General features: G+C 61.0%; 34 protein-coding genes. 21 read left to right on the top strand and 13 right to left on the bottom strand.

The window, feature by feature from the left end:
* Positions 1 to 66 precede the first annotated feature (66 nt).
* From ssb to C41B8_RS19410, 12 genes are all read right to left on the bottom strand, one after another.
* Entirely contained in the window at positions 67 to 588 is a 522-nt protein-coding gene (gene ssb, locus C41B8_RS05650; protein ID WP_037335264.1) for a single-stranded DNA-binding protein, read from the bottom strand.
* Positions 578 to 1,108, bottom strand: coding sequence for an HNH endonuclease signature motif containing protein (locus C41B8_RS20005; RefSeq protein WP_084188545.1), 531 nt, complete (start codon positions 1,106 to 1,108; stop codon positions 578 to 580). The genes ssb and C41B8_RS20005 overlap by 11 nt, the downstream gene beginning before the upstream one ends.
* A complete protein-coding gene (locus tag C41B8_RS05645; protein ID WP_037335262.1) occupies positions 1,105 to 1,905 on the bottom strand; it encodes a hypothetical protein in 801 nt (266 codons plus the stop codon). The genes C41B8_RS20005 and C41B8_RS05645 overlap by 4 nt, the downstream gene beginning before the upstream one ends.
* Before the next feature lie 133 nt (positions 1,906 to 2,038).
* Positions 2,039 to 2,638: a 3'-5' exonuclease gene (locus tag C41B8_RS05640; protein ID WP_037335260.1), complete on the bottom strand. Its 600-nt coding sequence runs from the start codon at positions 2,636 to 2,638 to the stop codon at positions 2,039 to 2,041.
* Positions 2,631 to 3,041: an HNH endonuclease gene (locus tag C41B8_RS21110; protein WP_037335257.1), complete on the bottom strand. Its 411-nt coding sequence runs from the start codon at positions 3,039 to 3,041 to the stop codon at positions 2,631 to 2,633. The genes C41B8_RS05640 and C41B8_RS21110 overlap by 8 nt, the downstream gene beginning before the upstream one ends.
* A 143-nt stretch (positions 3,042 to 3,184) precedes the next feature.
* Positions 3,185 to 3,874, bottom strand: coding sequence for a lambda exonuclease family protein (locus tag C41B8_RS05630; protein WP_051883133.1), 690 nt, complete (start codon positions 3,872 to 3,874; stop codon positions 3,185 to 3,187).
* Complete coding sequence (locus C41B8_RS05625) at positions 3,861 to 4,877, bottom strand: DUF1351 domain-containing protein (protein ID WP_037335255.1); 1,017 nt, start codon at positions 4,875 to 4,877, stop codon at positions 3,861 to 3,863. The genes C41B8_RS05630 and C41B8_RS05625 overlap by 14 nt, the downstream gene beginning before the upstream one ends.
* 1 nt (position 4,878) lies before the next feature.
* Entirely contained in the window at positions 4,879 to 5,730 is an 852-nt protein-coding gene (gene bet / locus C41B8_RS05620) for a phage recombination protein Bet (protein WP_051883132.1), read from the bottom strand.
* A 96-nt stretch (positions 5,731 to 5,826) separates the two neighbouring features.
* Positions 5,827 to 6,033 carry a hypothetical protein gene (locus tag C41B8_RS05615; protein WP_037335253.1) on the bottom strand — a complete coding sequence of 69 codons (207 nt, stop codon included), beginning with the start codon at positions 6,031 to 6,033 and terminating at the stop codon, positions 5,827 to 5,829.
* The gene (locus tag C41B8_RS05610; RefSeq protein WP_156962427.1) at positions 6,030 to 6,545 is read right to left on the bottom strand and encodes a hypothetical protein; all 516 of its coding nucleotides are present in this window, start codon (positions 6,543 to 6,545) and stop codon (positions 6,030 to 6,032) included. The genes C41B8_RS05615 and C41B8_RS05610 overlap by 4 nt, the downstream gene beginning before the upstream one ends.
* Entirely contained in the window at positions 6,542 to 6,784 is a 243-nt protein-coding gene (locus C41B8_RS05605) for a hypothetical protein (RefSeq protein ID WP_037335249.1), read from the bottom strand. The genes C41B8_RS05610 and C41B8_RS05605 overlap by 4 nt, the downstream gene beginning before the upstream one ends.
* A 751-nt stretch (positions 6,785 to 7,535) precedes the next feature.
* Positions 7,536 to 8,228 carry a LexA family protein gene (locus tag C41B8_RS19410; protein WP_051883131.1) on the bottom strand — a complete coding sequence of 231 codons (693 nt, stop codon included), beginning with the start codon at positions 8,226 to 8,228 and terminating at the stop codon, positions 7,536 to 7,538.
* 120 nt (positions 8,229 to 8,348) lie between these two features.
* On the opposite strand from C41B8_RS19410, the gene C41B8_RS05595 reads away from it, so the two are divergent.
* The 14 genes from C41B8_RS05595 to C41B8_RS05530 all read left to right on the top strand — a co-directional run bounded on the left by C41B8_RS05595 (position 8,349) and on the right by C41B8_RS05530 (position 17,135).
* On the top strand, positions 8,349 to 8,612 hold the full coding sequence (locus C41B8_RS05595; protein ID WP_037335248.1) for a helix-turn-helix domain-containing protein: 264 nt from the start codon (positions 8,349 to 8,351) through the stop codon (positions 8,610 to 8,612).
* Between the two features lie 134 nt (positions 8,613 to 8,746).
* Positions 8,747 to 9,082 carry a hypothetical protein gene (locus C41B8_RS05590; RefSeq protein ID WP_037335246.1) on the top strand — a complete coding sequence of 112 codons (336 nt, stop codon included), beginning with the start codon at positions 8,747 to 8,749 and terminating at the stop codon, positions 9,080 to 9,082.
* Complete coding sequence (locus tag C41B8_RS20395) at positions 9,079 to 9,306, top strand: hypothetical protein (protein ID WP_156962424.1); 228 nt, start codon at positions 9,079 to 9,081, stop codon at positions 9,304 to 9,306. The genes C41B8_RS05590 and C41B8_RS20395 overlap by 4 nt, the downstream gene beginning before the upstream one ends.
* Before the next feature lie 9 nt (positions 9,307 to 9,315).
* Positions 9,316 to 10,200 carry a helix-turn-helix domain-containing protein gene (locus C41B8_RS20390; protein ID WP_156962423.1) on the top strand — a complete coding sequence of 295 codons (885 nt, stop codon included), beginning with the start codon at positions 9,316 to 9,318 and terminating at the stop codon, positions 10,198 to 10,200.
* Positions 10,130 to 10,801 carry a hypothetical protein gene (locus C41B8_RS05575; RefSeq protein WP_156962422.1) on the top strand — a complete coding sequence of 224 codons (672 nt, stop codon included), beginning with the start codon at positions 10,130 to 10,132 and terminating at the stop codon, positions 10,799 to 10,801. The genes C41B8_RS20390 and C41B8_RS05575 overlap by 71 nt, the downstream gene beginning before the upstream one ends.
* Complete coding sequence (locus C41B8_RS05570) at positions 10,788 to 11,069, top strand: hypothetical protein (protein ID WP_037335239.1); 282 nt, start codon at positions 10,788 to 10,790, stop codon at positions 11,067 to 11,069. Before C41B8_RS05575 ends, C41B8_RS05570 begins: the two co-directional genes overlap by 14 nt.
* A gap of 112 nt (positions 11,070 to 11,181) precedes the next feature.
* Positions 11,182 to 11,619 (top strand): recombination protein NinB, encoded by a 438-nt coding sequence (locus C41B8_RS05565; protein ID WP_198025066.1) that lies wholly within the window; start codon positions 11,182 to 11,184, stop codon positions 11,617 to 11,619.
* Positions 11,616 to 12,128, top strand: a complete 513-nt coding sequence (locus C41B8_RS05560; RefSeq protein ID WP_037335238.1) for a hypothetical protein — start codon at positions 11,616 to 11,618, stop codon at positions 12,126 to 12,128. Before C41B8_RS05565 ends, C41B8_RS05560 begins: the two co-directional genes overlap by 4 nt.
* Positions 12,125 to 14,776 carry a DNA methyltransferase gene (locus C41B8_RS05555; RefSeq protein WP_037335236.1) on the top strand — a complete coding sequence of 884 codons (2,652 nt, stop codon included), beginning with the start codon at positions 12,125 to 12,127 and terminating at the stop codon, positions 14,774 to 14,776. Before C41B8_RS05560 ends, C41B8_RS05555 begins: the two co-directional genes overlap by 4 nt.
* A 370-nt stretch (positions 14,777 to 15,146) precedes the next feature.
* A complete protein-coding gene (locus tag C41B8_RS19990; RefSeq protein WP_232226002.1) occupies positions 15,147 to 15,806 on the top strand; it encodes an HNH endonuclease in 660 nt (219 codons plus the stop codon).
* 103 nt (positions 15,807 to 15,909) lie between these two features.
* Complete coding sequence (locus C41B8_RS05545; RefSeq protein WP_037335232.1) at positions 15,910 to 16,173, top strand: hypothetical protein; 264 nt, start codon at positions 15,910 to 15,912, stop codon at positions 16,171 to 16,173.
* Complete coding sequence (locus C41B8_RS05540; RefSeq protein ID WP_037335230.1) at positions 16,170 to 16,394, top strand: hypothetical protein; 225 nt, start codon at positions 16,170 to 16,172, stop codon at positions 16,392 to 16,394. The genes C41B8_RS05545 and C41B8_RS05540 overlap by 4 nt, the downstream gene beginning before the upstream one ends.
* Before the next feature lie 193 nt (positions 16,395 to 16,587).
* Positions 16,588 to 16,794: a hypothetical protein gene (locus C41B8_RS05535; RefSeq protein WP_037335228.1), complete on the top strand. Its 207-nt coding sequence runs from the start codon at positions 16,588 to 16,590 to the stop codon at positions 16,792 to 16,794.
* Positions 16,791 to 17,135, top strand: coding sequence for a hypothetical protein (locus tag C41B8_RS05530; RefSeq protein ID WP_051883130.1), 345 nt, complete (start codon positions 16,791 to 16,793; stop codon positions 17,133 to 17,135). Before C41B8_RS05535 ends, C41B8_RS05530 begins: the two co-directional genes overlap by 4 nt.
* Positions 17,136 to 17,345: 210 nt before the next feature.
* On the opposite strand, the gene C41B8_RS05525 is transcribed toward C41B8_RS05530, so the two are convergent.
* A complete protein-coding gene (locus C41B8_RS05525; protein ID WP_037335226.1) occupies positions 17,346 to 17,807 on the bottom strand; it encodes a hypothetical protein in 462 nt (153 codons plus the stop codon).
* Between the two features lie 222 nt (positions 17,808 to 18,029).
* Between C41B8_RS05525 and C41B8_RS05520 the strand changes: the two genes are divergently transcribed.
* The 7 genes from C41B8_RS05520 to C41B8_RS05490 are packed head-to-tail and all read left to right on the top strand — an operon-like array spanning position 18,030 to position 20,893.
* Positions 18,030 to 18,353, top strand: a complete 324-nt coding sequence (locus C41B8_RS05520; RefSeq protein ID WP_037335224.1) for a hypothetical protein — start codon at positions 18,030 to 18,032, stop codon at positions 18,351 to 18,353.
* Between the two features lie 40 nt (positions 18,354 to 18,393).
* On the top strand, positions 18,394 to 18,861 hold the full coding sequence (locus C41B8_RS19405) for a transglycosylase SLT domain-containing protein (protein WP_084188535.1): 468 nt from the start codon (positions 18,394 to 18,396) through the stop codon (positions 18,859 to 18,861).
* Between the two features lie 2 nt (positions 18,862 to 18,863).
* On the top strand, positions 18,864 to 19,265 hold the full coding sequence (locus C41B8_RS05510; protein WP_037335220.1) for a hypothetical protein: 402 nt from the start codon (positions 18,864 to 18,866) through the stop codon (positions 19,263 to 19,265).
* Entirely contained in the window at positions 19,262 to 19,597 is a 336-nt protein-coding gene (locus C41B8_RS05505) for a hypothetical protein (RefSeq protein ID WP_037335218.1), read from the top strand. Before C41B8_RS05510 ends, C41B8_RS05505 begins: the two co-directional genes overlap by 4 nt.
* Positions 19,590 to 19,907, top strand: a complete 318-nt coding sequence (locus C41B8_RS05500; protein WP_037335216.1) for a hypothetical protein — start codon at positions 19,590 to 19,592, stop codon at positions 19,905 to 19,907. The genes C41B8_RS05505 and C41B8_RS05500 overlap by 8 nt, the downstream gene beginning before the upstream one ends.
* A 1-nt stretch (position 19,908) precedes the next feature.
* Complete coding sequence (locus C41B8_RS05495) at positions 19,909 to 20,259, top strand: hypothetical protein (RefSeq protein ID WP_037335214.1); 351 nt, start codon at positions 19,909 to 19,911, stop codon at positions 20,257 to 20,259.
* Positions 20,252 to 20,893 carry a putative metallopeptidase gene (locus C41B8_RS05490; protein ID WP_198025065.1) on the top strand — a complete coding sequence of 214 codons (642 nt, stop codon included), beginning with the start codon at positions 20,252 to 20,254 and terminating at the stop codon, positions 20,891 to 20,893. Before C41B8_RS05495 ends, C41B8_RS05490 begins: the two co-directional genes overlap by 8 nt.
* Positions 20,894 to 21,181 lie beyond the last annotated feature (288 nt).

Here is a 21,181-nt window from a genome sequence, read left to right as displayed (position 1 = left end):
GATGGCAGATGCGGCATCGCTGCACCGTTTCATCGACGACGTCTTCGTCCCAATCGTTGCTCATTGTTATAACGGGATATCGTCGTCAAGATCGTCGTCGAATCCTGGGTCACCGCCGGCCGGTGGCTGGTACTGCGGCGGTGACTGGCGTTGCTGGCCGCCGCGCGCCGGTGCGCCGCCGCGGCTGGCAGCGCCGTAGTTCTGGGCCTGATTGTTCGCCCGGCTCTGCGCGCCGGCGTTGCCCTGCGGCTTGCTGTCGAGCATCTGCAGTTCGTTGGCGACGATCTCGGTCGTGTATACGTCCTGGCCTTCTCGGTTCTGCCATTTCCGAGTCTGAATCTTCCCTTCGATGTAGACTTTCGATCCGGATTTAAGGAACTCGCCCATGACCTCGGCGAGTCGAGCGAAAGCAACGACTCGATGCCATTCAGTACGCTCTTGTTTCTCGCCGCTGTTCTTGTCGGTCCATACCTCGGAGGTAGCCACGCTGATATTGGCAACAGCGGTGCCGCCGGCGGTGTGTCGAACCTCCGGATCGGCTCCGAGATTGCCCAAGATGATGGCGCGATTGACGCCTTTACTGGCCATTGTGGTTCTCCTGTCGAGCAATCTTTTCCTCGCGACGGTGCAGGCGCGCATGCCCGGACCGTGTACACAAAGCGAGGTTGTCGTGGCTGTTGTTGTGCTTGTCACCGTCGATGTGATGAACGACCTCGTCAGGCCGCAAACGACGACCCAGACGTTCTTCCATAGCCACGACGTGAACCGATCGGCCTTTATGCGGCCCTCGGGTGTATTCCACGTATCCGTCGGTACGTGCTGAAGTTCCAACTGCCGTCGCTTCGGCCGCCGCTCGTTTTGATTCGCTGATGCGCTGGCAGTGTGTGGCGCTAAACGTGCGCGTCTTGCCGCGCATTGCGGAGCCAAGGCGGCCACGCTCGCCTGCATTGCGAACACCATCTGACCGGGATCGGAGGATGCCCTGGCGTTTGAAGCGAAACCGAAGCGTCGATCGAGCGATGCCGGTTTCTTTGGACACCTCGGGGATACTCATCCCGGATTGGTAAAGGTCGCTTGCGGTGATGTCCTTGTTGATGCCGCGGCTCATTTTTCGTCCTCGTATTTTTTCAGTACCACCTCGGCAATTTCATGCGCGCGACCGACGATATTGTTCATGCTCGATCGCTCGTATCCCTCGGGGTATCGGACGCTGCGGAGTGCTTGAACAAGTTCGTTTAAGCGGTGATGTTGCTCGTGGTCGAACAGGCCAAATACCGTCATCCCGAACTGCTCATGAGCCCACTCGTCGTGTCCACCGAAAATGAACATCGGAACGCGCGGCACGTTGGCTTCAAGTGGCTCGGCGCCATACTTGCCCGAGCCAAGCATGAGCGTTACGGCTGCCGCATCGATCAGCGACTCCGCCGTGAAGAAGCACTTGTCGCTGGGGTTGATGATTTCGAAAACCGCCGGCGCATCGAACGCACGAGGCGGCACGGCGGATTGCCGTTGCATCGCGTCATGCTTGGCAATCATTTCCATCGCGTCTTGCACCTGCCCGGCCAAAGTGCTGTCGGGTGACGGTTCGCAGTGCCAGTCGCCCGACCCATGGCCGCGGATCGTCGCGCTGTCGCGCTCCATTGTCAGGGTGATCTCGTATCCTTCGGGCAGATCACCCGCCGCTGCATTGGCCAGTCGGTCTACGTTCCCGCGCGCCATCCGTTCGAGATAGCGAATGGATTCGCGTATCGCCTTCACTTGCTCTGTTTCCAGGCCTTCGTAGTCGGCTTGAATAGTGGTGGCCACGTCGTGGAGTTCACCGACGCACTGATCCAGGTAGCGACTGCATGTTTCGGCGTGGCCGCCACGTATATCTCGTTCGCACTCGCCGCATTCGATGCTCATTGCTGTTCCTCGTCGTCTTGGGCGGGCTCCGGCTCCTGGCTATTCAGGGCGCCGCATCTCACGCATTCGGTGTGGGTGAGGTTGGTAAGGGGACCGCGCCATTCGACGCGGCCCCCACAGTGCGAGCAGCGCATCAGGCCGGCGCCGCCGCCATTTCACGGATCGCGCGATACACGGCAAGACACGCTTCGGTGTCACCGATCGCCGTGTGCGCCGCGCCTTCAGGCATGGGCTCGCCAACGAAGTACTCATAGGCCTCCGATAGCTTCGGCATCTTGTAGCGGGAGCGGCCTGTGGACGGCATCTGCATGATCGGTCGCGCCATCAGCCCGGTGCATTCGGCTTCGCCGGTTTTCCAGGCATCGATCTCGGGTTCGAGGAGATAGCGCTTCGTCGCAATCCTGATGATGCGGGCGTCGAAACTCTGGTTATGTCCGACGCGCAAGCGACCGTCCCAGAGACCCATGAATGCGCGAAGTGCGACACCCTCGGGCACGCCGACTACAGTCGCGTAGGCGGTGGTGATGCCGTGAATGTCGGAGACCTCGGCTGGGATATCCCAACCGTTGGGCCGCACGATCATGTTCATGCTCTGAACGATTCGATACGTGTCGAGCTCGACGAGCAGGGCGGCGAGCTGCACGATGTGCGGCTGTTCCGGACTGTCGGACGGCTCTTCCCAGATCGGCAGGCCGGTTGTTTCGCAATCGAAAAATATCGCCAGTTCAGACATTTATATGGCTCCATGCTCTATTGTTAATTACGTCCAATATGGTTGTTTTGCTAACGCCGTAGCGCCTAGAAAGCACAAGGCAAGATTCAGAAGAACCGCGAATCTCTCGAACATTTTCTGGTGTCAGCTTCGACTGTCTTTGCTCAGTCCCTCGGCGTATTGCTGGCGATCGACGACCCTCTACATAAGCGCGCTTCAGTGATCGAGATGTCTTTTCCCTTGATGAGAGGCTTTTCGTTGTTCCGGTTTTGTGGTGCCGGTTATGGTCAGCGGCGCTGATGATTTCTAGGTTTGTTGGCGAATCGTCAGTTCGGTCTTCGTTTCGGTGGTGAACGTGCTCTCCTGGTTTTAAGTCGCGGCCAATAGTTGAAGCTGCGATGACCCGACTTCGGCGCCCATACATCCCGCCATGGACGACTTTCCAATCGAAAAACCGGTGCGGCCTAATCCGCACGCGCCAATAAGGATTGGTTGCGCTGGGTGCGTATTCACCAATGACTTCAATGCCGTGGGGCAGGGTGTATAAGGCTTTGGAAGGTCTGCGACTCATCGGGCGCCGCCGTAGTAGCGATCGAGCATGTGAAGCTCGAGGGCGTCGAGCTCGCGGTTAAATTGGTCGACCTGGTCGCGCAGCCAGTCGATGTAGGGCTCATCGCGATAGATCCGCTTCACGAACAGGGGCAGGTCGCGGCAGTAGGAAACGAAGTCCACGAAGTCGTAACCGCTGACCATCAGCGCGCCCTGCACCTGCGGCTTGTGCTCGGCCGGAAGCGCGTCGTCGAACAGCACGGCCAACTGCAGATCGGGCTTCTTGCTCTTGATCTCGACCAAGCCGCTCACCCCGACAATCCGCCGATCGGGGCTGACACCGACGTTGCCGCGGCGCATGAAGCCAATCGTCTCGATCTTTACGTTCTGCCGGAACGCGTAGTCCTGGGCCGCAAACTCTTCGTCGTGATGCCCACGATCGGTGGCGGGCGTGTCGAAGTTCTCGGCGAGCACGCCGGTCAGCCGCTCGCCGAGAAGGGTGAGCATGTACTTGCGGCGTGTCTCGCTCGGCCGGTCGGCCCGGCCTCGGGAAATCACCTTGTCGAACGCGCTGGCGGTGGGAATACCCATCCGCTCACGGCTCCACTGTTCGCTGTTCTGCTCGCAGTCGATGATCCGCAGCGGCGTCTCGTCGGGCGACGGTGCGTCGGCTACGTTGCCGTCGTCGTCGATATCAAGCGTCCACATGCTCGGCTTCCGTCTGGTGGGCCTCGATGTAGCTGGGCGCCGGGATGCCCGCGTCTTTCAGGCGGGCGCCGACGTGCTGTTTCAGCTGGTCGACGCTGATGTTCTTCGCCCGCGGCGTGGCCACCTCGAACACGATGGTCACGCGCCACTGCTGGGAATCGTCCGGCGCATCCTCGGCGGCCGGCGCGGCCTGCTCGGCCTGCGCCACGGCAGCCTGTACATCGGCCTGTTTCGCCTCAGCTGCGTCCTGGCGCTGGGTTTCGGCCTGCGTCTCGGCGGCGACCGCGGCCTCGCGTTCGGCCATCTGCCGGCGGCGCGCCTCGGCTTTCTGCTGGCGCTCGACTTCGGTCGCGATCATCTTTTGCAGCTGTTCGCGATAGGTGTCGTCGTCGGCGTACAGGAAGTGCTCGACGTGCTGTCGGGCCAGCGGCGTGTCGAGGCCGGCCGCGTAGCAGTCGCGCTCAAGTTCCAGCAGGCGACGCTCGACCTTGTCCTGCAGCGCGCGATCGTCTTTGACGCGTGCCTCGATGGCTTCGCGGGCCGACTTCGAGAGATTGCCCTTGTCGGTGACCGCCGACAGCTTGACCAGATCATCGATCTTGGCCTGGCGGAATTCGTCGTCGACGTTGGCGTCGTCCCATAGCGAGGCCCGGCGTTCATCAAGTAGCTGCCGGGCCTGTTCACGGACCTGAGACTCGTATATGTCGACTTGATCAAGGAGGCTTTGGCGGACGTCTTTGCATTTTCCGTGCAGCGTCTTGGCCTGACTATCGAACTCTTTAATAGGCTTCGATACCTCGCGCACCGCATCTTTACGGCGCTGGTCGATATCATTTGCCAGCTTGTTTAGCTCGGTTGCAGCCTTCTTCGCGTCTTTGATGTTGTCGGGCGTGACCACCATCGACTGGAAATCAGCCAGATGCGCGTCCAGCGCCGCCGACATTTCTTCGAAATTGAGCGATATCCAGGCCGGCTGAGTTTGTATTTCGAGCTGCTGTTCCATGTCACGCGTCCTCGGTCTGTGCGTTGATGCGATCCATCACCAATGAGAAGCGGGTGACGGGAATCTGGTCGATTGATGCGACGCCCAGCTGCTTGAGCAAGCCAGCTTTGTCCGCTCCGCTTTCCTCGATCGCGGCCTGCACCTGGTTTTGTTGTTGGTCGTTGAGCGTGCGCTCGGCGGCGGCAGGCGCCTCGGTCTGCCGTGCAGGCGGCGCCGCTCCATTGCGCTCGCTGCTGACCACTTCGCCTTGCACGATCCGCTCGGCCTCGTCCTGGTCAAAGATGCCGACGAATCCGAACGCCAATCGAGCGCACTGGATCATTGCCTTGTGGCGCAAGAACCGTTTCGTGTGCGACTGCCACGGCCCGATCATCGGGTTACCGTTTTTCATGAACGGCGGGCGGTATACCTCGTCGAGATATTCAGTGATTTCGACGGGGCGGCTGCGGTCCTTCCGGTACATGCGGCAGGTGATGTATTCGGGGCATTTCTTGTGGTGCTTATCGAGTTCGATGAACTCGTCGCTGGCCTCGAAATCCATGCCATCGAACGAGTCGTGCTCGTTGATGATTCGCGACCAGCCGTCGACGCCCACGATCGGCACGATGCCGGCGTTCTTATCGGGGAACGCGTAGATCTCTTTTGTAAACGGGTTCAGGTTGTACTGATCGGCCACGACCAGCAGCGCCATCATCTGTTCGTTGGTGATCGGCTGATCGTTCTTCTGTCGAAAGGCTGTGGCGGTCAGCGTCGACAGCATCTTGTTGGCGTCGACGCCGTACTTATCGCCGATGCGCTCGATCAGCTTTTTCTGGCCGCCGCTCCGACCTTGATTGCTTGCGCCGTTCGTCATGATCTATCTCCTCAAAAAAAGGCCGGCCCGCTGCGCTTGGGGGAATCGGCGAGCCAAGGGGGATTAACTCGCCTGCGGACCGGCCAAACTGGTGAATTACTGCGGGCAGAAGCCTTGCGTCGCATTGACCTGCTGGCACGGCGATGGCGCGCGATGCACCTGCTCGCGCGGGTCATGCGCACCGACCCAGAACACGACCGCGACCAGAAACACGGCAAGCAGAATGGCCGCGCCAATGGCGTCTCGTGTCTCGCGCCGGCGGCGATTGGCGGACCAGTAGTCGCTGTCGTAGGGGTGTTTCATCGTGCCAACCCCTGTTCACGAACCACCGTGGTAGCTGCCCGAATCAATTCGCCGGCGATCGCAGCCGCAACCTCGCTGCGCTTCTCTGGCGTCGACGTCCAGCGCTCGTCGATTAGTCGTCGGCACAGCGATCGCATGTAGGTGCTGTCGGCGGCGGCGCGGATCAGATCGGCCGTATAGCTCGTGTCGGGCACGACCTGATGAGCCGCAATCGACGCGCGATAAATCTCGTCCGAGCAGTCCGGGGCGTGCTCTCGCAATTCGTCAGGCGTCATGCGATCGATCAACGGATATCTGCTTTTGCAGTTCTCGCATTGCATCGTCACGCGCATGCAGTGCTGGTATCCGTCGGCAGGCGATCGATCAATAGCGCGGCGCGGGCATTGGCCGCACGGACGGCCGGTCTCGGCGCACGTTGCGAGACTGGGCGCACGATCCTGCATCCACAGAGCGGGCCCCGGGTTTTGCGCTTCGGACGGCGTCAGTTTTGGTTTGGATACGACGACGCTCACAGGATCACCTCCGGTCGACGATCATTCGCCGATTGCTTGGGGTCATGGTTCAAAGCCGGGAATCGCTGTTCCGACAGCGTGATATGCAGCGTGGCGAACGCCGTCGCCGCGGCCTGTGCTTCTTTGGCTTCGATCGCGTCGGCTGCCGATAGCAGCCCTTCGATCGCCGAGTGCAGGTTGTGCAGCGCCACAGCGGCTCGCTGTGGATCGGCCGCGACTTGTTGTTCCAGTGCCGTCATGTCTCCCCTCATCCGATCAGGGCCACCAGGCCCTGAACGATCCAGTAATCAATCGCGATACCCAGAGCGGGCACGACCAGCCACGCTGTAGCACGGAGTAATGTTTCGACTTGATGGTTCATGTGTCGCTCTGGTTCGCGTGTTAACGGGATCAATCCCGCCTCCTCACAGCCCTGAACGTCGCCGGTGGCTCTTGGCCTTTGGCTTCGATCAGCAACGCCACTTGAGTCTCGGTGTGCGCCAGGGGCAACGGCTCGTCTCTCGTCCCTGCTGGCTGCGTTGTGCTGTCGAGATCAACAATAACCATTAGTGATTCTCTAAGTCAATAACCGATAGTAATTTATTGCGGGTACAACTCGTCTGCGGCAGAGTTTTAGGCTCTTGCACGGGGGGATTTAGATGGTTAACAAAGCTCTTTGGGGCGCGGCTATCGCGCTAGCTATCGTCGCTCAGCCGGCGTTTTCAGACTCGCCGCAATCCGCGAATTACGTAGTTTATGGAATTGGCTCGGACTCATGTGGGGAATGGACCGACAACTGGGCAGGCGACCACCCGAATACCTCAGCTAAGTATCAGGAAGGCCAATGGCTTCTTGGTTACGTATCGGGCTTGAGCTTTTTTGTTCGCGATATGAGGCAGACGGATTCCAGCGGCATGGTCCACTGGGTCACAAATTACTGCCGACAGCATCCGACTGATGCACTGGCTATTGCCGGTGCCAAGCTCGTCGGGCACCTGAGGGGCAAATAGCTCAGGCCGCCACGATCGCGATCAGGACGGTGCCGATAATCTGAGCGGGGGTGTCAATTTCGATGATCGAATACTGGGTGTTCAGCGGCTCAAGGTAGTAGCGGCCGTTCTCGACGTTCAGACGTTTGAACGTGACCTCGTGCGTGTCATCCAGACGCGCCAATACCAGGTTCCCGACCACAGCATCGCGAAGTTCCGGATCCACCAGAATGTACGAGCCGGGCGGGTAACTCCGCCCGCCAGTCGTGTTGATCATGCTGCGCCCCTGGACTTCGGTCCAGAACGACGAGGCACTGCACTTCACGTTCGGCGGGATTGGGTACCAGTGCTCCGCGTCGCCGGGCTCGTATGAGTCGACGACTTCGGCCCAGTTCCCTGCGTTGGCCCAACTCACGATAGGCGCACTCTGAAACGGCGCCTGCACTGGTCGAACATTGTCCCCTCGCACGTTCGTTGTATCAGGCAACGAAGCGTAACGCGGACCACGTCCGGAGAGTAGCCATTCGACGTTGACGTCGAGTTTTTCGGCGGCCTTCCGGGCGTTATTCATGCCCGGCAGTTTTTCGCCGTGCCACCAATTGCGCGCAGTGATCTCGCTCACGCCGAAGTAAGCGGCCAGCGCTTTTTGCGTCGTCTTGATGCCTTGCTCGTTGCAAGCCTGACGAAAGCGTTGAGCGAATTGGGGATCTGCCACGCGCCGTCTCGAAGGTTTTCCGGGGTCGGACCCCATTGTGTGCGTCGCAGAAATTACTTTGGGGGATTGCAAGACGATCACTATCGGTTATTATCGAGGGTAGCCAATACGTGAGATGTCATGAATACGCACAACCCCATCGTTACGCAGGCCGTGAGAGAGGCGGGTGGTCAAACGGCGGTCGCCAGGGCGCTCAATCTTCACCAGCCGACGGTCTTCAAGTGGACGCGCGTTGGTCTGCCGCGCACGGAATGGACCGGCGAGACCAACTACGCGGCAACCATCTGCGACATGGCCAACGCCAATCCGGATCGGTCGCGTCGCTGGACAAAAGACGTCCTGCGCACTCGCGAGGTCGAGCCCATCGAAGGGGTGTCGGCGTGAGCTGCGGTTCATGGATACGCGTCCGGTGTCGTCGGCTTGATGAAACCCATGGTCGTCAGCCGAGCCCGCAAGCGCACGCAATTCCTGTCGTGAGTTTTTGCGACTGCTAGAGCCCGTTGTTCGAGGAGAAAGACATGACGGCACATGAGCCTGATCGCCTGACACAGGCGTTGCACCAGAAGCGTCGCGACATCGACGACCTCGATATCGCGGCAGCCATCGGCGGTGACCGCACCGCAGTGAGCCGCGTATTCAGCGATCAATACGGGATCCGCCTATCGAAGCTTGCGGCGTTCCTCGACCTGATGGGTTACCGCGTCGTGCCTAAAGCCACGGGGATTCGTGAAGTGCCCGAGGCGCACTACCAGTCGCTGGTCGTCATGGCCGAAATCGGCACGTCGTCGTTGCAGAACAGCGAGACGCACACGCGATACAGCCGGCCCCTGAATCGGGTCTGGAGCCCGTCATGATCCCCAGCGCCGCGGAGCTACGTGACGCGATTGCGTACCACAAGCAGCGTGCGCTTGCTGAGCAGTCGGCTGCAATGGAGCTGCAAGCGCAGTACCAACAGCATCGCGAAAAGGCGGATCACCACTGGCGCGAGCTATCGATTCTGGCCGATGGCAATCCCGAGAAGTGCGCGGCGGTTGTTGAGCGCATTAAGTCCGGGCCGGCGGAACACGGTGGCAAGTAGCAATACGACATGAGCGCCAAGGTGACTGGATTCATCCTCGATAACTACCCATATGGCGGCGCCGAGAAACTGGTGGCGCTTGCGCTTGCGGACGAGGCAAACGCAGATGGGGACAATATATTTCCAGGCGTGGCACGTCTGGCCCGTCGATGTTGCATGAGTGAGCGCGGCATCCAGAAGATCCTCCGCCGTATCGAGTCGAGAGAGATCGATGGCGTCTTCTGGTTCGAGCGCGTCAGGGTCGGTGGCGGCGGTCGCCATGTCACCAATCGATACCGTTGCCCGATTGCCGAGCTGGATTTGGCAGTCAGGGAAAGGGCGAATCCTGTTCATGGTTTAGAAGATCAAACCCCGAACAGCGTTCGTGGAAATAACCCCGAACAAGGTTCGGGGTTTGTCGAAAAACCCCGAACACAGAGGTCGGAAACCCCGAACGGGGGTTCACCCGACCCGTTATACCCACCGTACCGTACCGAACCAACGCGCGCGGACGCGTCGAACGAGCAAGCGACGCACGTCCCAGCCACGGTTGCCGAGTGGGGTAATCACCTCATGCACCACTACGGCTATGCCATGAGCGAGGTCATGAGCGTTGCCTCGATGGGCCTATTTCGCGACTGGGTGCAGCGGCAACTGCCGACGTGGCTGGTTGACGACGCAATCGCAGCCGCCCACGCGAAAAACGGCGGCCGTCCAGGCCAGCCCGCCTATTACCGCAATTTCGTCAACCAGATGGCGACCGAGCTTGAGACGGCGCAGCAGGCGCTGAAGAGCGCTCGTGTCGCGAATTTCTCACGGCCGCCCAAAGGCCAGGGAGGATCCGATGCCGGAACCGATTCAGAGCGTGACCAGCCGGGTGTTGCTGGATTCTACGCCGACTTCGGCCGCGACTAATCGTCGTGCGGAGCCACAGTCGCAACAGACTATCGGTGACCTGTTCACGCGTCTCGGGGCGGAGTGCGGCCACAAGTTCACCTCGACCATGCCCGATCAACGTTCGCGCCGCGCGGTCTCTGCGGTCTGGGCCGAGCGACTTTCGGGGCTGGGTTTCGATGACCTGCAACGCGGCATCGATCGGTTGCCGCGGTACCTGCGTGCCCACAACTGGTGGCCGCCGGGTGCCGCCGAGTTTCGCGAACTGTGTCTGCCCGGATATGCCGATTTCGGCATGCCGCCGCTCGATGAGGCCTATGCCGAGGCGACTAAACGGGAATATTCGCATCCGGCCGTCGCGTGGGCGCGCGGGCGATGCCAGCACGCATTCGATCAGATGAATGCGACTGAGGCACGTCGGCGGTTTGCCCGCGAATATGACGCGGCATTGATCAAGGCCCGTGAGGGTTTCGAGTTCCCGAAGCTGCACAAAGCGCTTCCGCAGAAACAGCCGCCGGCCCCGCCGGCAGAACGCCAGCGCGAACTCGCGGCCGAGATGCGCCGGCGCCTGGCTACCGAACGTTTCGATCTGGCCCAGGAGGAGAGTCATGGCAGCACGTAAGTCTCAAACGAAGGTGACCGAGTTGCCGGTGAACGAATTTGGCGACCTGGTCCGTCGGATCCGGAAGGGCGGGCTCACGAAGCCTTGCGCTCTGTTCGCGATTCCCGAGCGCGGTGTCACGAAGATCAACATCAATTCGTCTCGCTATTCCGATTATCGGGACCAGTACGGCGATTGCTTTGTCGGCATCTACGACTGCCGCATTACCGCCGGCGCGCTCGAGGACGATCTCTACCACGCCGGTGTTCGACTGACGGAGCAGGCATGAGTAAGCAGAACCGCCGCGTGGTGGATATGGCCACCGGTAAGCGGCCGGGCGAGCGCCGGACGCGGAAGCGCCGCGTGCATCAAAACAAATACCGGCCGGACAGGGGCGAATCGTGAGCACCGACACCCGAACCATCCGCATCACCGGCGAGCCCCAACGTCGCTATGCCCATCAGGTCGTCGACCGGATCGTGACCGGCGGCGAGAGGGTATGGGAGATCGTCGTCCGGCCGCATGAGGACAAGCGCACGCTTGATCAGAACGCAAAGCTCTGGGCTTGCTGCAGTGATATCGCCGAGCAGGTCGAGTGGCACGGCCGGTACCTGAAAAAAGAGGACTGGAAACAGATCTTCGTGGCTGCTCTGAAAGGACAGGACGCGGTGCCGGGCATCAACGGCGGCTTCGTCGTGCTCGGAGGATCAAGCCGCAATCTGCGGAAGCGCGAGTTCATCGACTTGCTCGACATCATCCAGGCCTTCGGCGCCGATCACGGCGTTGAGTGGAGCGAGCGTGCGGCCAACGTGTTTGATGAATACGAGGTGGCGGCATGAAAGTTCTAGGAATCCTTGGATTCGCCATCCTGGCCGTCCTGATCCTGGCCGCAATCTGGCTCATGCCGCGCGCCCCACACATCGTAAACAACGGCGACTGCGTAGCGATCAACACTGCCGGCCATGCCGTCCAGCAAGTCAACTGTGGCCACGGGCGGCAGGTTGTCGATTACTGGCCCGCGTGGACGCCATACGACGACGCGCCGACGCTATCCGCATTGCAGGAGTCCGGCCCGCTCGGCCTGATCCAGCACGTGCATACGCCGGGCGCCGATATCACGCAGTACGCCGCGCCCAGTATTCCTGAATGGGTCACGCGATCGATCATCGACGCGCCGTTGCCGGTGTTCGAGCACTACGACACGCGGGTATCGCGTCCGATCGCTCAGCCGACCATCCAGTGGCACGACAAACGGCCGGTGACCGAGACGCCGGAGCCAAGCCAGTGGCTGCTGTTGCTGCTCGTGCCGCTGTTCGTTGTGGCGCTATGGAAGCGAGGCCGGGCATGAGCATTGATTACAACGACTTCCTGCGCTCGAAAGTAGAGATCGCCAAGAGCGTTGGATTCCAGATTGACGACGCCGATATCAATCCGCTGCTCAAGCCGCACCAGCGCGCCGCTGTGCAATGGGCGTGCGCCGGTGGCTGTCGCGCGCTCTTTGAGGCGTTCGGTCTCGGCAAGACGATTCAGGAAATCGAATGGGTGCGCCTGACGCTCGCGGCCGCGGCGGCAGCCGGTGAAATCAACGGCGAAGGGTACGGCCTGATCGTCGCGCCGCTCGGCGTCCGGCAAGAGTTCAAGCGCGATGCGAACACGCTCTGCACCGGCGAGCATCCGTTCGTGACCGATGCGCAGCGCGACGAGTTGGCACGATGGAATGCCGACCGACCCGATCGCCGCCCATCGGTTCGCTTCATCCGCCGCAACGATGAGATCGACGGTCCGGGCATCTATTTGACGAACTACGAATCCGTGCGCGATGGCCGCCTGGATCCGCAGTTGTTCGACGCGGCGAGCCTCGATGAAGCGGATTGCCTGCGCGGCTTCGGCGGCACGAAGACGTTCCGCGAGTTCATGGCCCTGTTCGCCGGCGACCGCAAGACGCTCAACGAACGCACGCGCTCCGATGCGATCCGGTACCGACTCGTGGCCACGGCCACGCCGTCGCCGAACGATTACATCGAGCTGCTGGCCTATTCGGCATTCCTAGGCGTCATGGATGTGTCGGCGGCCAAGACCCGGTTCTTCAAGCGCAACAGCGAGAAGGCTGACCAGCTGACTATCCATCCGCACAAGGAAGAAGAGTTCTGGCTGTGGGTTGCGTCGTGGGGGCTGTTCGTTCAGAAGCCTTCGGATCTCGGATTCAGCGACGAAGGCTACGAACTGCCCGATCTGGACGTGCGCTGGCACGAGATTCCGACGGACCATTCCGACGCCGGAACCGAACGGGACGGGCAGATGCTCATGTTCCGGGATGCCGCGGCGGGCGTGCAGGCGGCTGCGCAGGAAAAGCGTCGCAGCCTGGATGATCGCGTGCAGAAAATGGTCGAGCTGCGGGCCGAGGACCCGGCCGCCCATCGCATCCTGTGGCACGACCTCGAGGCGGAGCGGCACGCGATCGAGCGTGCGGTACCGGATGTCGTGAGCGTCTACGGATCGCAGGACATGGACACCCGCGAGCAGGCGATCGTCGGATTCTCCGATGGCGAGATCCGCGAGCTGGCGGGCAAGCCGTCGATGCTCGGTGGTGGCTGCAATTTCCAGCGACATTGCAGCTGGGCGATCTTCCTCGGCATCGGTTTCAAGTTCCGCGACTTCATCCAGGCCATCCACCGCCTGCACCGCTTCCTGCAAACCAACCGCGTGCGCGTCGACCTGATCTATACGGAGGCCGAGCGCGAGGTTCGGCACCAGGTCGAGCGCAAGTGGAACCAACACAACCACATGGTGGCCCGCATGACCGAGATCATCCGCAAATACGGCTTGTCGCACGCGGCGATGGCGCAACACCTGACCCGCGCCATGGGCGTCGAGCGCGTCGAAGTGACCGGCGAAAACTATCGGCTTATCAATAACGACTGCGTGCCCGAAACGCGATCGATGGACGACGACAGCGTCGACCTGATTCTGACCTCGATCCCGTTCTCGACGCAGTACGAGTACAGCCCGAACTACTCGGACTTCGGGCACACCGACAACAACCGGCATTTTTGGGAGCAGATGGATTATCTGGTGCCCGAGCTGCTACGTGTGCTCAAGCCAGGCCGGGTCGCGGCGATCCACGTGAAAGACCGCATCGTGCCGAGCGGCATGACCGGCCTGGGGTTTCAGACTGTCTACCCATTCCACGTCGACTGCATCGCCAACTTCACGGGCCACGGCTTCGGCTATATGGGCATGAAAACCATCGCGACCGACGTGGTACGCGAGAACAACCAGACCTACCGGCTCGGCTGGACGGAACAGTGCAAGGACGGTAGCAAGATGGGATTCGGCATGCCCGAATACCTGTTGCTGTTCCGAAAACCTCCGACCGACACCAGCAACAGTTATGCCGACGAGCCGGTGGTGAAGGACAAGTCCGCATATTCGCGTAGCCGCTGGCAGATCGACGCCCACGGGTACGCGCGTAGCAGCGGCGACCGACTGATGACGCCCGAGGAAATGCGGGATCTGACGCACAAGCAGCTGTTCCGCCTGTTCCGTGATTACAGTCTGTCGAACGTCTACGACTACGAATATCACGTTGCGGTCGGCGAAGCGCTCGAGGCGCAGGGCAAGCTGCCGGTGACGTTCATGCTACTGCAGCCGCAGTCGTGGCACCCGGACGTGTGGACCGACATCACGCGGATGTTGACGCTTAACTCGGCGCAGTCGGCGAAGGGTCGCGAGATGCATCTATGCCCGATGCAGTTCGATCTCGCGGACCGGGCGATTCAGCAGTGGAGCCAGCCGGGCGAGACGGTCTATGACCCGTTCGGCGGCCTGATGACCGTCCCATACCGCGCGGTGCTGGCCGGCCGCCGCGGCATGGCGTGTGAACTGTCGCACCCGTATTTCCTGGATGGCTGCGCCTACGTCGAGTCGGCGGCGCGCCAGGTATCGATGCCGTCGCTGTTCGATGCGATCGAGAACGAGGAAGGCGCCGCCGCATGAGCAAGCGCCCACCCACCAAAGCCGAACGCGAGTGGTTTTCAGCCGTTGCGTCTCTAGAATTCTGCGTTTTGTGTAATCGGTATGGAGTGCAGGTATCGCACAGCAATATGTTGAGAGGGGGTGGGCAAAAATCCAATCCGTGGAACACGGCAGCGCTTTGTCCAGAATGTCACTACGAAATTGATAATGGAAAGCATTTAGATAAAGCAGAGCGCCGAGAATTACATTTCCGCGCGATCACTATCACGCACGATCGGCTCATTCAGTCTGGAGTTCTGGGACTAAAATGAAACGAGGAAGGCCACGATCAGGATCCGATGTCATATGCGCGGAATGCGGAGAAGAATTCTATCTACCGCAATCAAGAATTTTGCGTGGCGAGAAATGCTGTTCTTTAGTTTGTAGGGACGCTTCAAATCGAAGAAAAATATACGATGACTCGGCGCAACTGAAAAAATGCGCAAAGTGTAATGAATGGAAATCGTTTGAATTCTTCAGCGTTAATAAAAGTGCAAAAAACTCTAGTAAAAACACGTTGCAGGCATATTGCGATTCTTGCGCCAGCAAAACAAATGAAAAATGGAGGTCGAAGAATCGACCTAATAAAAACAAAGTCTTTCTAACAAAGCGTGAAAAGCTAGATAGAAAGCTGGCATGGAATAGAAAGCGTGCAGCGGAGAAGCGCGCTTTGGGAAAATTTCCGAGCCAGGTTGAGCTGGAAGCTTTGTGCTGCCATCAAGACTGGCGTTGTACTTATTGTGGACATCATCTTACGTCGCGACACTTAGATCACGTCGTTCCCGTATCTCGCGGCGGCACAAATAATATCGAAAATCTTCAATGGCTATGTCCCACTTGCAATCTTCGCAAGGGGACCATCTCTTCTGAGAAGTTTATTTCTCGGAATGGCGCTTTCGGTAGAAAATCAGATCCGATCCCAGATAGTTTCGATTTAGAGGCTTTCGTTTCGGCGGCGGAAGCTGGCGATATATCGGGTGCGCTCGACATTATCGACGAGGCCAGGAAATGAAGAAACGTATCCACGGAAGCCGCTCGTTGCTGCGTATCGCGAAGATCGAGGAACTCGACCTGCTGGCGTTGACGCTTCGGGCGCTGGAATCGAGGTGGGCGGCATGAGCGTCTATCTGCATGGCGTGACTCGTGACGCTCTGGATAAGGCGTGCGCCCAAGTCGCACTTCCAGCCTGGATCGATATCGATACGCCCGACGATGAATCGGTTTTCAACTCGGGGCTTGCGATCGCCATTTCTGGATTCCCAATGGCCTATCAAGGCTGGTCCGAAAGCGTGGTGATCGGTGCGTTCGCGCTGGGGTTGGCGATTTGGTTTTCGCCTTTTGCTCATGAATTGTCTGACGCAATCAGGGGGATATTGTGAACCATCCCATCGCCAACGGACTAACCGGCGAAGAAGCGCGCGAGGTCGTGGCGTGCCTGCTGGTGAGCGTCGAAAAGCACGACCGGCGCGGCGATACGCGCGGGCTGCTGTCCGACGTGCTGACCACAACGCAACTCGCCGAGCGACTGGCGCGCGGCGTACCGGACGACAGTGCCTGGCCTAACTATGGCGAGGTGCGGTTGCCTGGGCTGCCGGCATGAGTAACTACGGGCCACGCCGTATTCATCGTTGCGACCGATGCGGCAAAGAAAGCGCGTGGGGACCGAACTGGTCGTGGTACGGCAATGAGTTCGATCACGAGAACGACACGGTAGCGAAATTCTGCAGCGAAAAGTGCAAGGCCGGCACTCCGACGCCGCTGGCGATCGTTCGAGCCAAGCGCCGGGGCGAGAGATGAACATCGCCGAGCACCAAGGCTGGGTATCCGTGCCCATGACCCTGCCACCGGAGATCGATCGGCTGGCCCGGGAAGTTGTCGCACTGGGCAACGGCGAACGCCGCGCGCCACGCATGGCAGAGATTAAATCCGAGTACGGGCCGCTGACTGCCCGGGCCGTTGGCGAGCGGGCTAAATCGATGCTCAAGGAACAGGGGTCATGACGGAATACCGCCTACCGCTACGCACGACCAGCAAACTGAACGACCGCAAGCACTGGGCGGCCCGGCACCGCCAGGCGAAAGCAGAACGTCGAGCCGCTTATATGGCGACGCGCCGCCATGACCTGCCGTGCGTGGTGACGTTGACGCGTGTATCTCCGGGCACGCTCGACGGCGACAACCTGCAGGGCGCGATGAAGTCCATCCGCGATGGTGTCGCCGACCGGCTGGGTATTGATGACCGCGACTCACGTGTGGAGTGGCGCTATGCCCAGCGTCGCGGGCGGCCACGGCAGTACGGCGTAGTGATCACGATCGCTGCCTGCTTGGAGCAAGGTAAGTGAGCGAACCACAGATTCATGTGCAGCATCCGGCCCGGCCTGATGAAACACTGTGCGGTGTGCAGGCCGGGCCGGGGTGCCGGATGACCGACGGGCCCCCGCCGGTGACTTGCGAAGCGTGCCGGGCGGTCGTTTCGTTTTGTCGTGATCGGGTGCGCATCGGCCAGAATGCCCACCCGGTCGATCGTCGCCCGTAGAAGGCCGATGATGCGGTCAGACGAAAAAGACGTCTGAAGCCGTGAATTTCTCATGAATCATAGATGCCTCGCCCGGTGCGCTGCTGGTCAGGGTCGTCCAAACTTTCGGATTCAGCGTCCCGGATAGGCAAAAATATCGGCATGTGGAAATTAGACTGAGCCGATCCCAGGGCCCATCTTCGCGGGAATCGCCGTGAATTCTGAGTTCACCCTCAAGGTCATAGAAGGTCAGCGATTCCTTTTGGTCCCGAGCTTCGGCGAGCCGCATGAACAGGTTCTCGGTGTCCTCTTTGGTTTGCCTGAAGCATCCGTCGTATCCCTTATGCCACGGCGTTGATTCGTGATAGATGGGGTAGATCTCTGCTTCCCACGCAAACGCGTAGGCCGGTGCGATGCCGCGTTCTTTCGTCTCGTCTACGAAGTGCGAAAGTACCTGAAATTTCTGGATATTGAACAGCTGGCGCAGGTAATCGTCCATTTCTCCTCCCTCAATGCTGGAAGGGGCAAGCGTAGCTGTCTCGGTACGGCCCGTAAATCGCCCCGCCACGACGGGCTAGAGCTGGCGACTCTCAGATTCGGTAGAGCCACGCGGCACCGCGACGGACAATTAAATCTCTAGCGGGTTTGCTGGTTTCTCCTCCCGGCAACAGCGCGATCAGGGCGGCCCGACGGTCGCCCTTTTTTATGCACGGAGTTGTTCATGCGGGATTTTCTGAAAAAGCGGTGGCTCGAAGTCGCGGCGCTTCTGGTCGCCATCCTGGCCGTTCTGATCGTGTGGATGCTGCCGTCGATGGATAGCGCGAGCCTGACCCAGATGTCGACGGTGAGCGTGTTCGTGTCCCTGATGCGATTTGGCATCGCGATCGTCGCGGTGTTCGCGGTCCTGCGGCTGCTCGACGTCGTGGGCGAATTCGACTGGCGTGCGATCTACAACCGGATGGAAGCCAATGCGACGGCGAGTGCTGTGTATTTCGGTCTGCGTTTTCTGGCTGTTGCCTATCTCGCAGCCGTATGCCTTTCCTGACACATACGACGCCCAGATAAGGCGGGCGGCTGAGCGGTATATGCCGGTTGCCGCCCAGGCCTGGGGCTGGCAGATCCTGAAAGCCCAGTACTGGCAGGAGTCGAACCTCGATCCGCGAGCGGCATCCGGTGTAGGCGCCGGCGGCATCGCGCAGTTCATGCCGGCTAGCTGGGCGGATGTCGCGAAACGCATGGGGCTACCGGCCGGGGCCACCCGGTGGATGCCGCGGTATGCCATCCCGGCCGGCGCTTGGTACGACCAGACGCTTCGCGCCTCGTGGTCGTCGCCGCGCCCGGAGCACGACCGCCATTCGCTGGCGCTCGCATCGTACAACGCTGGCCTCGGCAGTCTTTTGCGGGCGCAGCGGCGCGCGGGTGGCGCGCTCGACTACTGCCCGATCATCCGGGCACTGCCCGGGGTGACCGGTCGGGCCAATGCTCGGCAGACCAGAGAATACGTCCGGCGCATCTGGCGCTGGTGGCGCGCGATGCGATGGGGCGGAGGATAGCGATGCTCGGATTGTCGTCGATCACATCGAAGGTGTGGCAATTCATCGCCGGCGGCCTGGCCAGCCTGTTGATCGCCTCGGGCGGAATCAACGCCGTGCAGTACGTGCATGGCAAGTCGCTCGATGCCGCCGTGGCCACAGCCGAGAAGAACCTCGCGAACTGCCGTGCCGACAAGCAGGCGGTGGTGAACAACCGCGATGCGCTCAAGCACAAGCTGGCCGAGCAATCGGCGGCCGTGGATCGCATGGCCAGCGAGCAAGCCGCGCTGTCAAATCAGGCCGATGCGACCGCGGCCGAGCTGCATGCCGAGCACGCCGACCATTCGCGCAAGATCCCCGACGATATCCAGCCGGATCAGGTCAACGCGGCGGTGCGCGATCGACTCAGCGAGGTGGGGCAATGAGTCGTCGCGCCCTGATAGCGGCCGGCACCGCCTGCGTATTGCTCGCCGCATGCGCGTCGGCGCCCGAGCCGAAGACGCGGGTCGAAACCGTGACGGTGAAGGAGCCGGTATACGTCCGGCCGACGCCGCCGGATTTCCTGATGGCGCCGCTGTACCCGGATGGGCCGCCCAGCCAGATATTCGTGGCCCCCGATGACCCGAAGGCCGTGCTGGGCGTGACCCGGGCGGGCCTCAAGCAGTTCTGGCAGGCGATCGATACGCCGGTCGACCGCATCGAGGAATGGCAGGCCTGGGCGACATCCGGCCAGACAGAGGCGCCCGACCATGAATGACAAGGTGGTGAGTCTCGATGAGGTGCGCACCGAGCGCAGCCCGCACGTTTCGGGCGAGGCGCTGTGCATGCGGTGCCGGCATGAGTGGGTGGCGGTGACGCCGGTCGGGCATGTCGCCGAGCTGGAATGCCCGGGATGTGGATGCCACGCGGGCGTCATGAAGGCGACGTGCACGCCCGCGGACGGCGTGCCGATCTGGGTGTGCAAGTGCGGTTGCGACGCTTTCCGCGCGAAGGTCGACGGTCTGCTGTGCATCTCGTGCGGCGTCGAGATCGGCTATGACGAGATCGCGGCCGCGGACTGGAGCTGACATGAGTCGCGAGTATTTGGCTGACCCGCTGGCCGACATGGGTGTCGACTACGACGAGAACCTGGCCGATATCCACGGGATGCTCGACACGATTGCCAAGACGGCGGCCGTCGTCGAAGGCGCCGAGTTCGAACGATCGAGAGCGCGGTCCTGTGACAACGGCGGCGTGCTCTACGACATCACCTGCCAGCGTGCCGGCGAGAAGTTCTCGGTGAGCATCGATCTATCGGACGACCTGTTCATCGCCAGCCTGTGGGACGAGAGCCGGCCCGGCCGGTGTGGCGATATCGTGTTCAGCCGTACACGTGCGGCGATTGCCGACGCACTGGCAGCGGGGGCCGAACGTGGATGATCTGCAACGCCCCATGCCGCCGGCCCGGTTGATCGACCCGGATGCACCGGCGTTCGATGCCAACATCTCTTTCGCTCCGGATCCGATGCTCGCCGAGTGGGCGAGGGCGACGTTCATCGTGGAGGGCGGCCCGCTGTTCAACGAAGAGCACGTCCACCTCGAGTTCGCCTCGATCGGCTTTCTGTGGGCGGGCGCCTTGAATCGCAAGAAGGGCCGCGTCGTGCTCGGCCAGGCTGAGACCTGCCCGCCGTCGGTGCCGGGCGGCAAGTGGCTCAAGGAGCGCATCAACCAGCAGCTGCTCGAGTGGTTCGATGAGATGCCGGCGTTTCTGATCACGCTGGATGCCCACTACTGCGCCCAGTGTTCCGATCTGGAGTTCTGCGCGCTGGTCGAGCACGAGCTACTGCACTGCGCCCAGGCCGAGGATGAGAACGGGGCGCCGAAGTTCACGCAGGAGGGGATGCCGAAGTTCACGATCCGCGGGCATGACGTGGAGGAGTTCACGAGCGTGGTGCGTCGGTACGGCCCGCCCGATCAGGCGACGGCCGAGTTCGTGGCCGCGGCGAGTAGCGAGCCGACTGTTGGCCGGGCCTCGGTAGCCCGGGCGTGTGGCAACTGTCTGAAGGTGGCGTGATGAGCAAGCGATCGAAGTTTCCGATGATGGGTGACGCAAAGCCTCATCTGGATCGTTGGCAGCAAGTAATTCTGGGCAAGCCCGTTACGTGGTGGCGTTGCCGGAACACTCATCCTGTGATGTGTGTAGCCATTGGGCCGACACCCGCCGCAGCGCATCGAAACTGGTCTGCGCAAAGAGATCGGATAGAGCGAACCTTCGTGGCTGCGCCGCGGAGTAATTGCCCACCGATTCTCGCATCCAATATTCCGCGACCAAGTGCGGTTCTGTATGCGCCTTCCAGCCAGA

This window comes from Salinisphaera hydrothermalis C41B8, assembly GCF_000732535.1.
GTDB lineage: Bacteria > Pseudomonadota > Gammaproteobacteria > Nevskiales > Salinisphaeraceae > Salinisphaera > Salinisphaera hydrothermalis.
This window is presented reverse-complemented; position numbering and strand designations above follow the sequence as displayed.

Coding starts and splice junctions, on each gene's coding strand:
- ssb (WP_037335264.1), bottom strand. CDS start 588: ATGGCCAGTAAAGGCGTCAATCGCGCCATCATCTTGGGCAATCTCGGA.
- C41B8_RS20005 (WP_084188545.1), bottom strand. CDS start 1,108: ATGAGCCGCGGCATCAACAAGGACATCACCGCAAGCGACCTTTACCAA.
- C41B8_RS05645 (WP_037335262.1), bottom strand. CDS start 1,905: ATGAGCATCGAATGCGGCGAGTGCGAACGAGATATACGTGGCGGCCAC.
- C41B8_RS05640 (WP_037335260.1), bottom strand. CDS start 2,638: ATGTCTGAACTGGCGATATTTTTCGATTGCGAAACAACCGGCCTGCCG.
- C41B8_RS21110 (WP_037335257.1), bottom strand. CDS start 3,041: ATGTATGGGCGCCGAAGTCGGGTCATCGCAGCTTCAACTATTGGCCGC.
- C41B8_RS05630 (WP_051883133.1), bottom strand. CDS start 3,874: ATGTGGACGCTTGATATCGACGACGACGGCAACGTAGCCGACGCACCG.
- C41B8_RS05625 (WP_037335255.1), bottom strand. CDS start 4,877: ATGGAACAGCAGCTCGAAATACAAACTCAGCCGGCCTGGATATCGCTC.
- bet (WP_051883132.1), bottom strand. CDS start 5,730: ATGACGAACGGCGCAAGCAATCAAGGTCGGAGCGGCGGCCAGAAAAAG.
- C41B8_RS05615 (WP_037335253.1), bottom strand. CDS start 6,033: ATGAAACACCCCTACGACAGCGACTACTGGTCCGCCAATCGCCGCCGG.
- C41B8_RS05605 (WP_037335249.1), bottom strand. CDS start 6,784: ATGACGGCACTGGAACAACAAGTCGCGGCCGATCCACAGCGAGCCGCT.
- C41B8_RS05595 (WP_037335248.1), top strand. CDS start 8,349: ATGAATACGCACAACCCCATCGTTACGCAGGCCGTGAGAGAGGCGGGT.
- C41B8_RS05590 (WP_037335246.1), top strand. CDS start 8,747: ATGACGGCACATGAGCCTGATCGCCTGACACAGGCGTTGCACCAGAAG.
- C41B8_RS20395 (WP_156962424.1), top strand. CDS start 9,079: ATGATCCCCAGCGCCGCGGAGCTACGTGACGCGATTGCGTACCACAAG.
- C41B8_RS20390 (WP_156962423.1), top strand. CDS start 9,316: ATGAGCGCCAAGGTGACTGGATTCATCCTCGATAACTACCCATATGGC.
- C41B8_RS05575 (WP_156962422.1), top strand. CDS start 10,130: ATGCCGGAACCGATTCAGAGCGTGACCAGCCGGGTGTTGCTGGATTCT.
- C41B8_RS05570 (WP_037335239.1), top strand. CDS start 10,788: ATGGCAGCACGTAAGTCTCAAACGAAGGTGACCGAGTTGCCGGTGAAC.
- C41B8_RS05560 (WP_037335238.1), top strand. CDS start 11,616: ATGAAAGTTCTAGGAATCCTTGGATTCGCCATCCTGGCCGTCCTGATC.
- C41B8_RS05555 (WP_037335236.1), top strand. CDS start 12,125: ATGAGCATTGATTACAACGACTTCCTGCGCTCGAAAGTAGAGATCGCC.
- C41B8_RS05545 (WP_037335232.1), top strand. CDS start 15,910: ATGAGCGTCTATCTGCATGGCGTGACTCGTGACGCTCTGGATAAGGCG.
- C41B8_RS05535 (WP_037335228.1), top strand. CDS start 16,588: ATGAACATCGCCGAGCACCAAGGCTGGGTATCCGTGCCCATGACCCTG.
- C41B8_RS05530 (WP_051883130.1), top strand. CDS start 16,791: ATGACGGAATACCGCCTACCGCTACGCACGACCAGCAAACTGAACGAC.
- C41B8_RS05525 (WP_037335226.1), bottom strand. CDS start 17,807: ATGGACGATTACCTGCGCCAGCTGTTCAATATCCAGAAATTTCAGGTA.
- C41B8_RS05520 (WP_037335224.1), top strand. CDS start 18,030: ATGCGGGATTTTCTGAAAAAGCGGTGGCTCGAAGTCGCGGCGCTTCTG.
- C41B8_RS19405 (WP_084188535.1), top strand. CDS start 18,394: ATGCCGGTTGCCGCCCAGGCCTGGGGCTGGCAGATCCTGAAAGCCCAG.
- C41B8_RS05510 (WP_037335220.1), top strand. CDS start 18,864: ATGCTCGGATTGTCGTCGATCACATCGAAGGTGTGGCAATTCATCGCC.
- C41B8_RS05505 (WP_037335218.1), top strand. CDS start 19,262: ATGAGTCGTCGCGCCCTGATAGCGGCCGGCACCGCCTGCGTATTGCTC.
- C41B8_RS05500 (WP_037335216.1), top strand. CDS start 19,590: ATGAATGACAAGGTGGTGAGTCTCGATGAGGTGCGCACCGAGCGCAGC.
- C41B8_RS05495 (WP_037335214.1), top strand. CDS start 19,909: ATGAGTCGCGAGTATTTGGCTGACCCGCTGGCCGACATGGGTGTCGAC.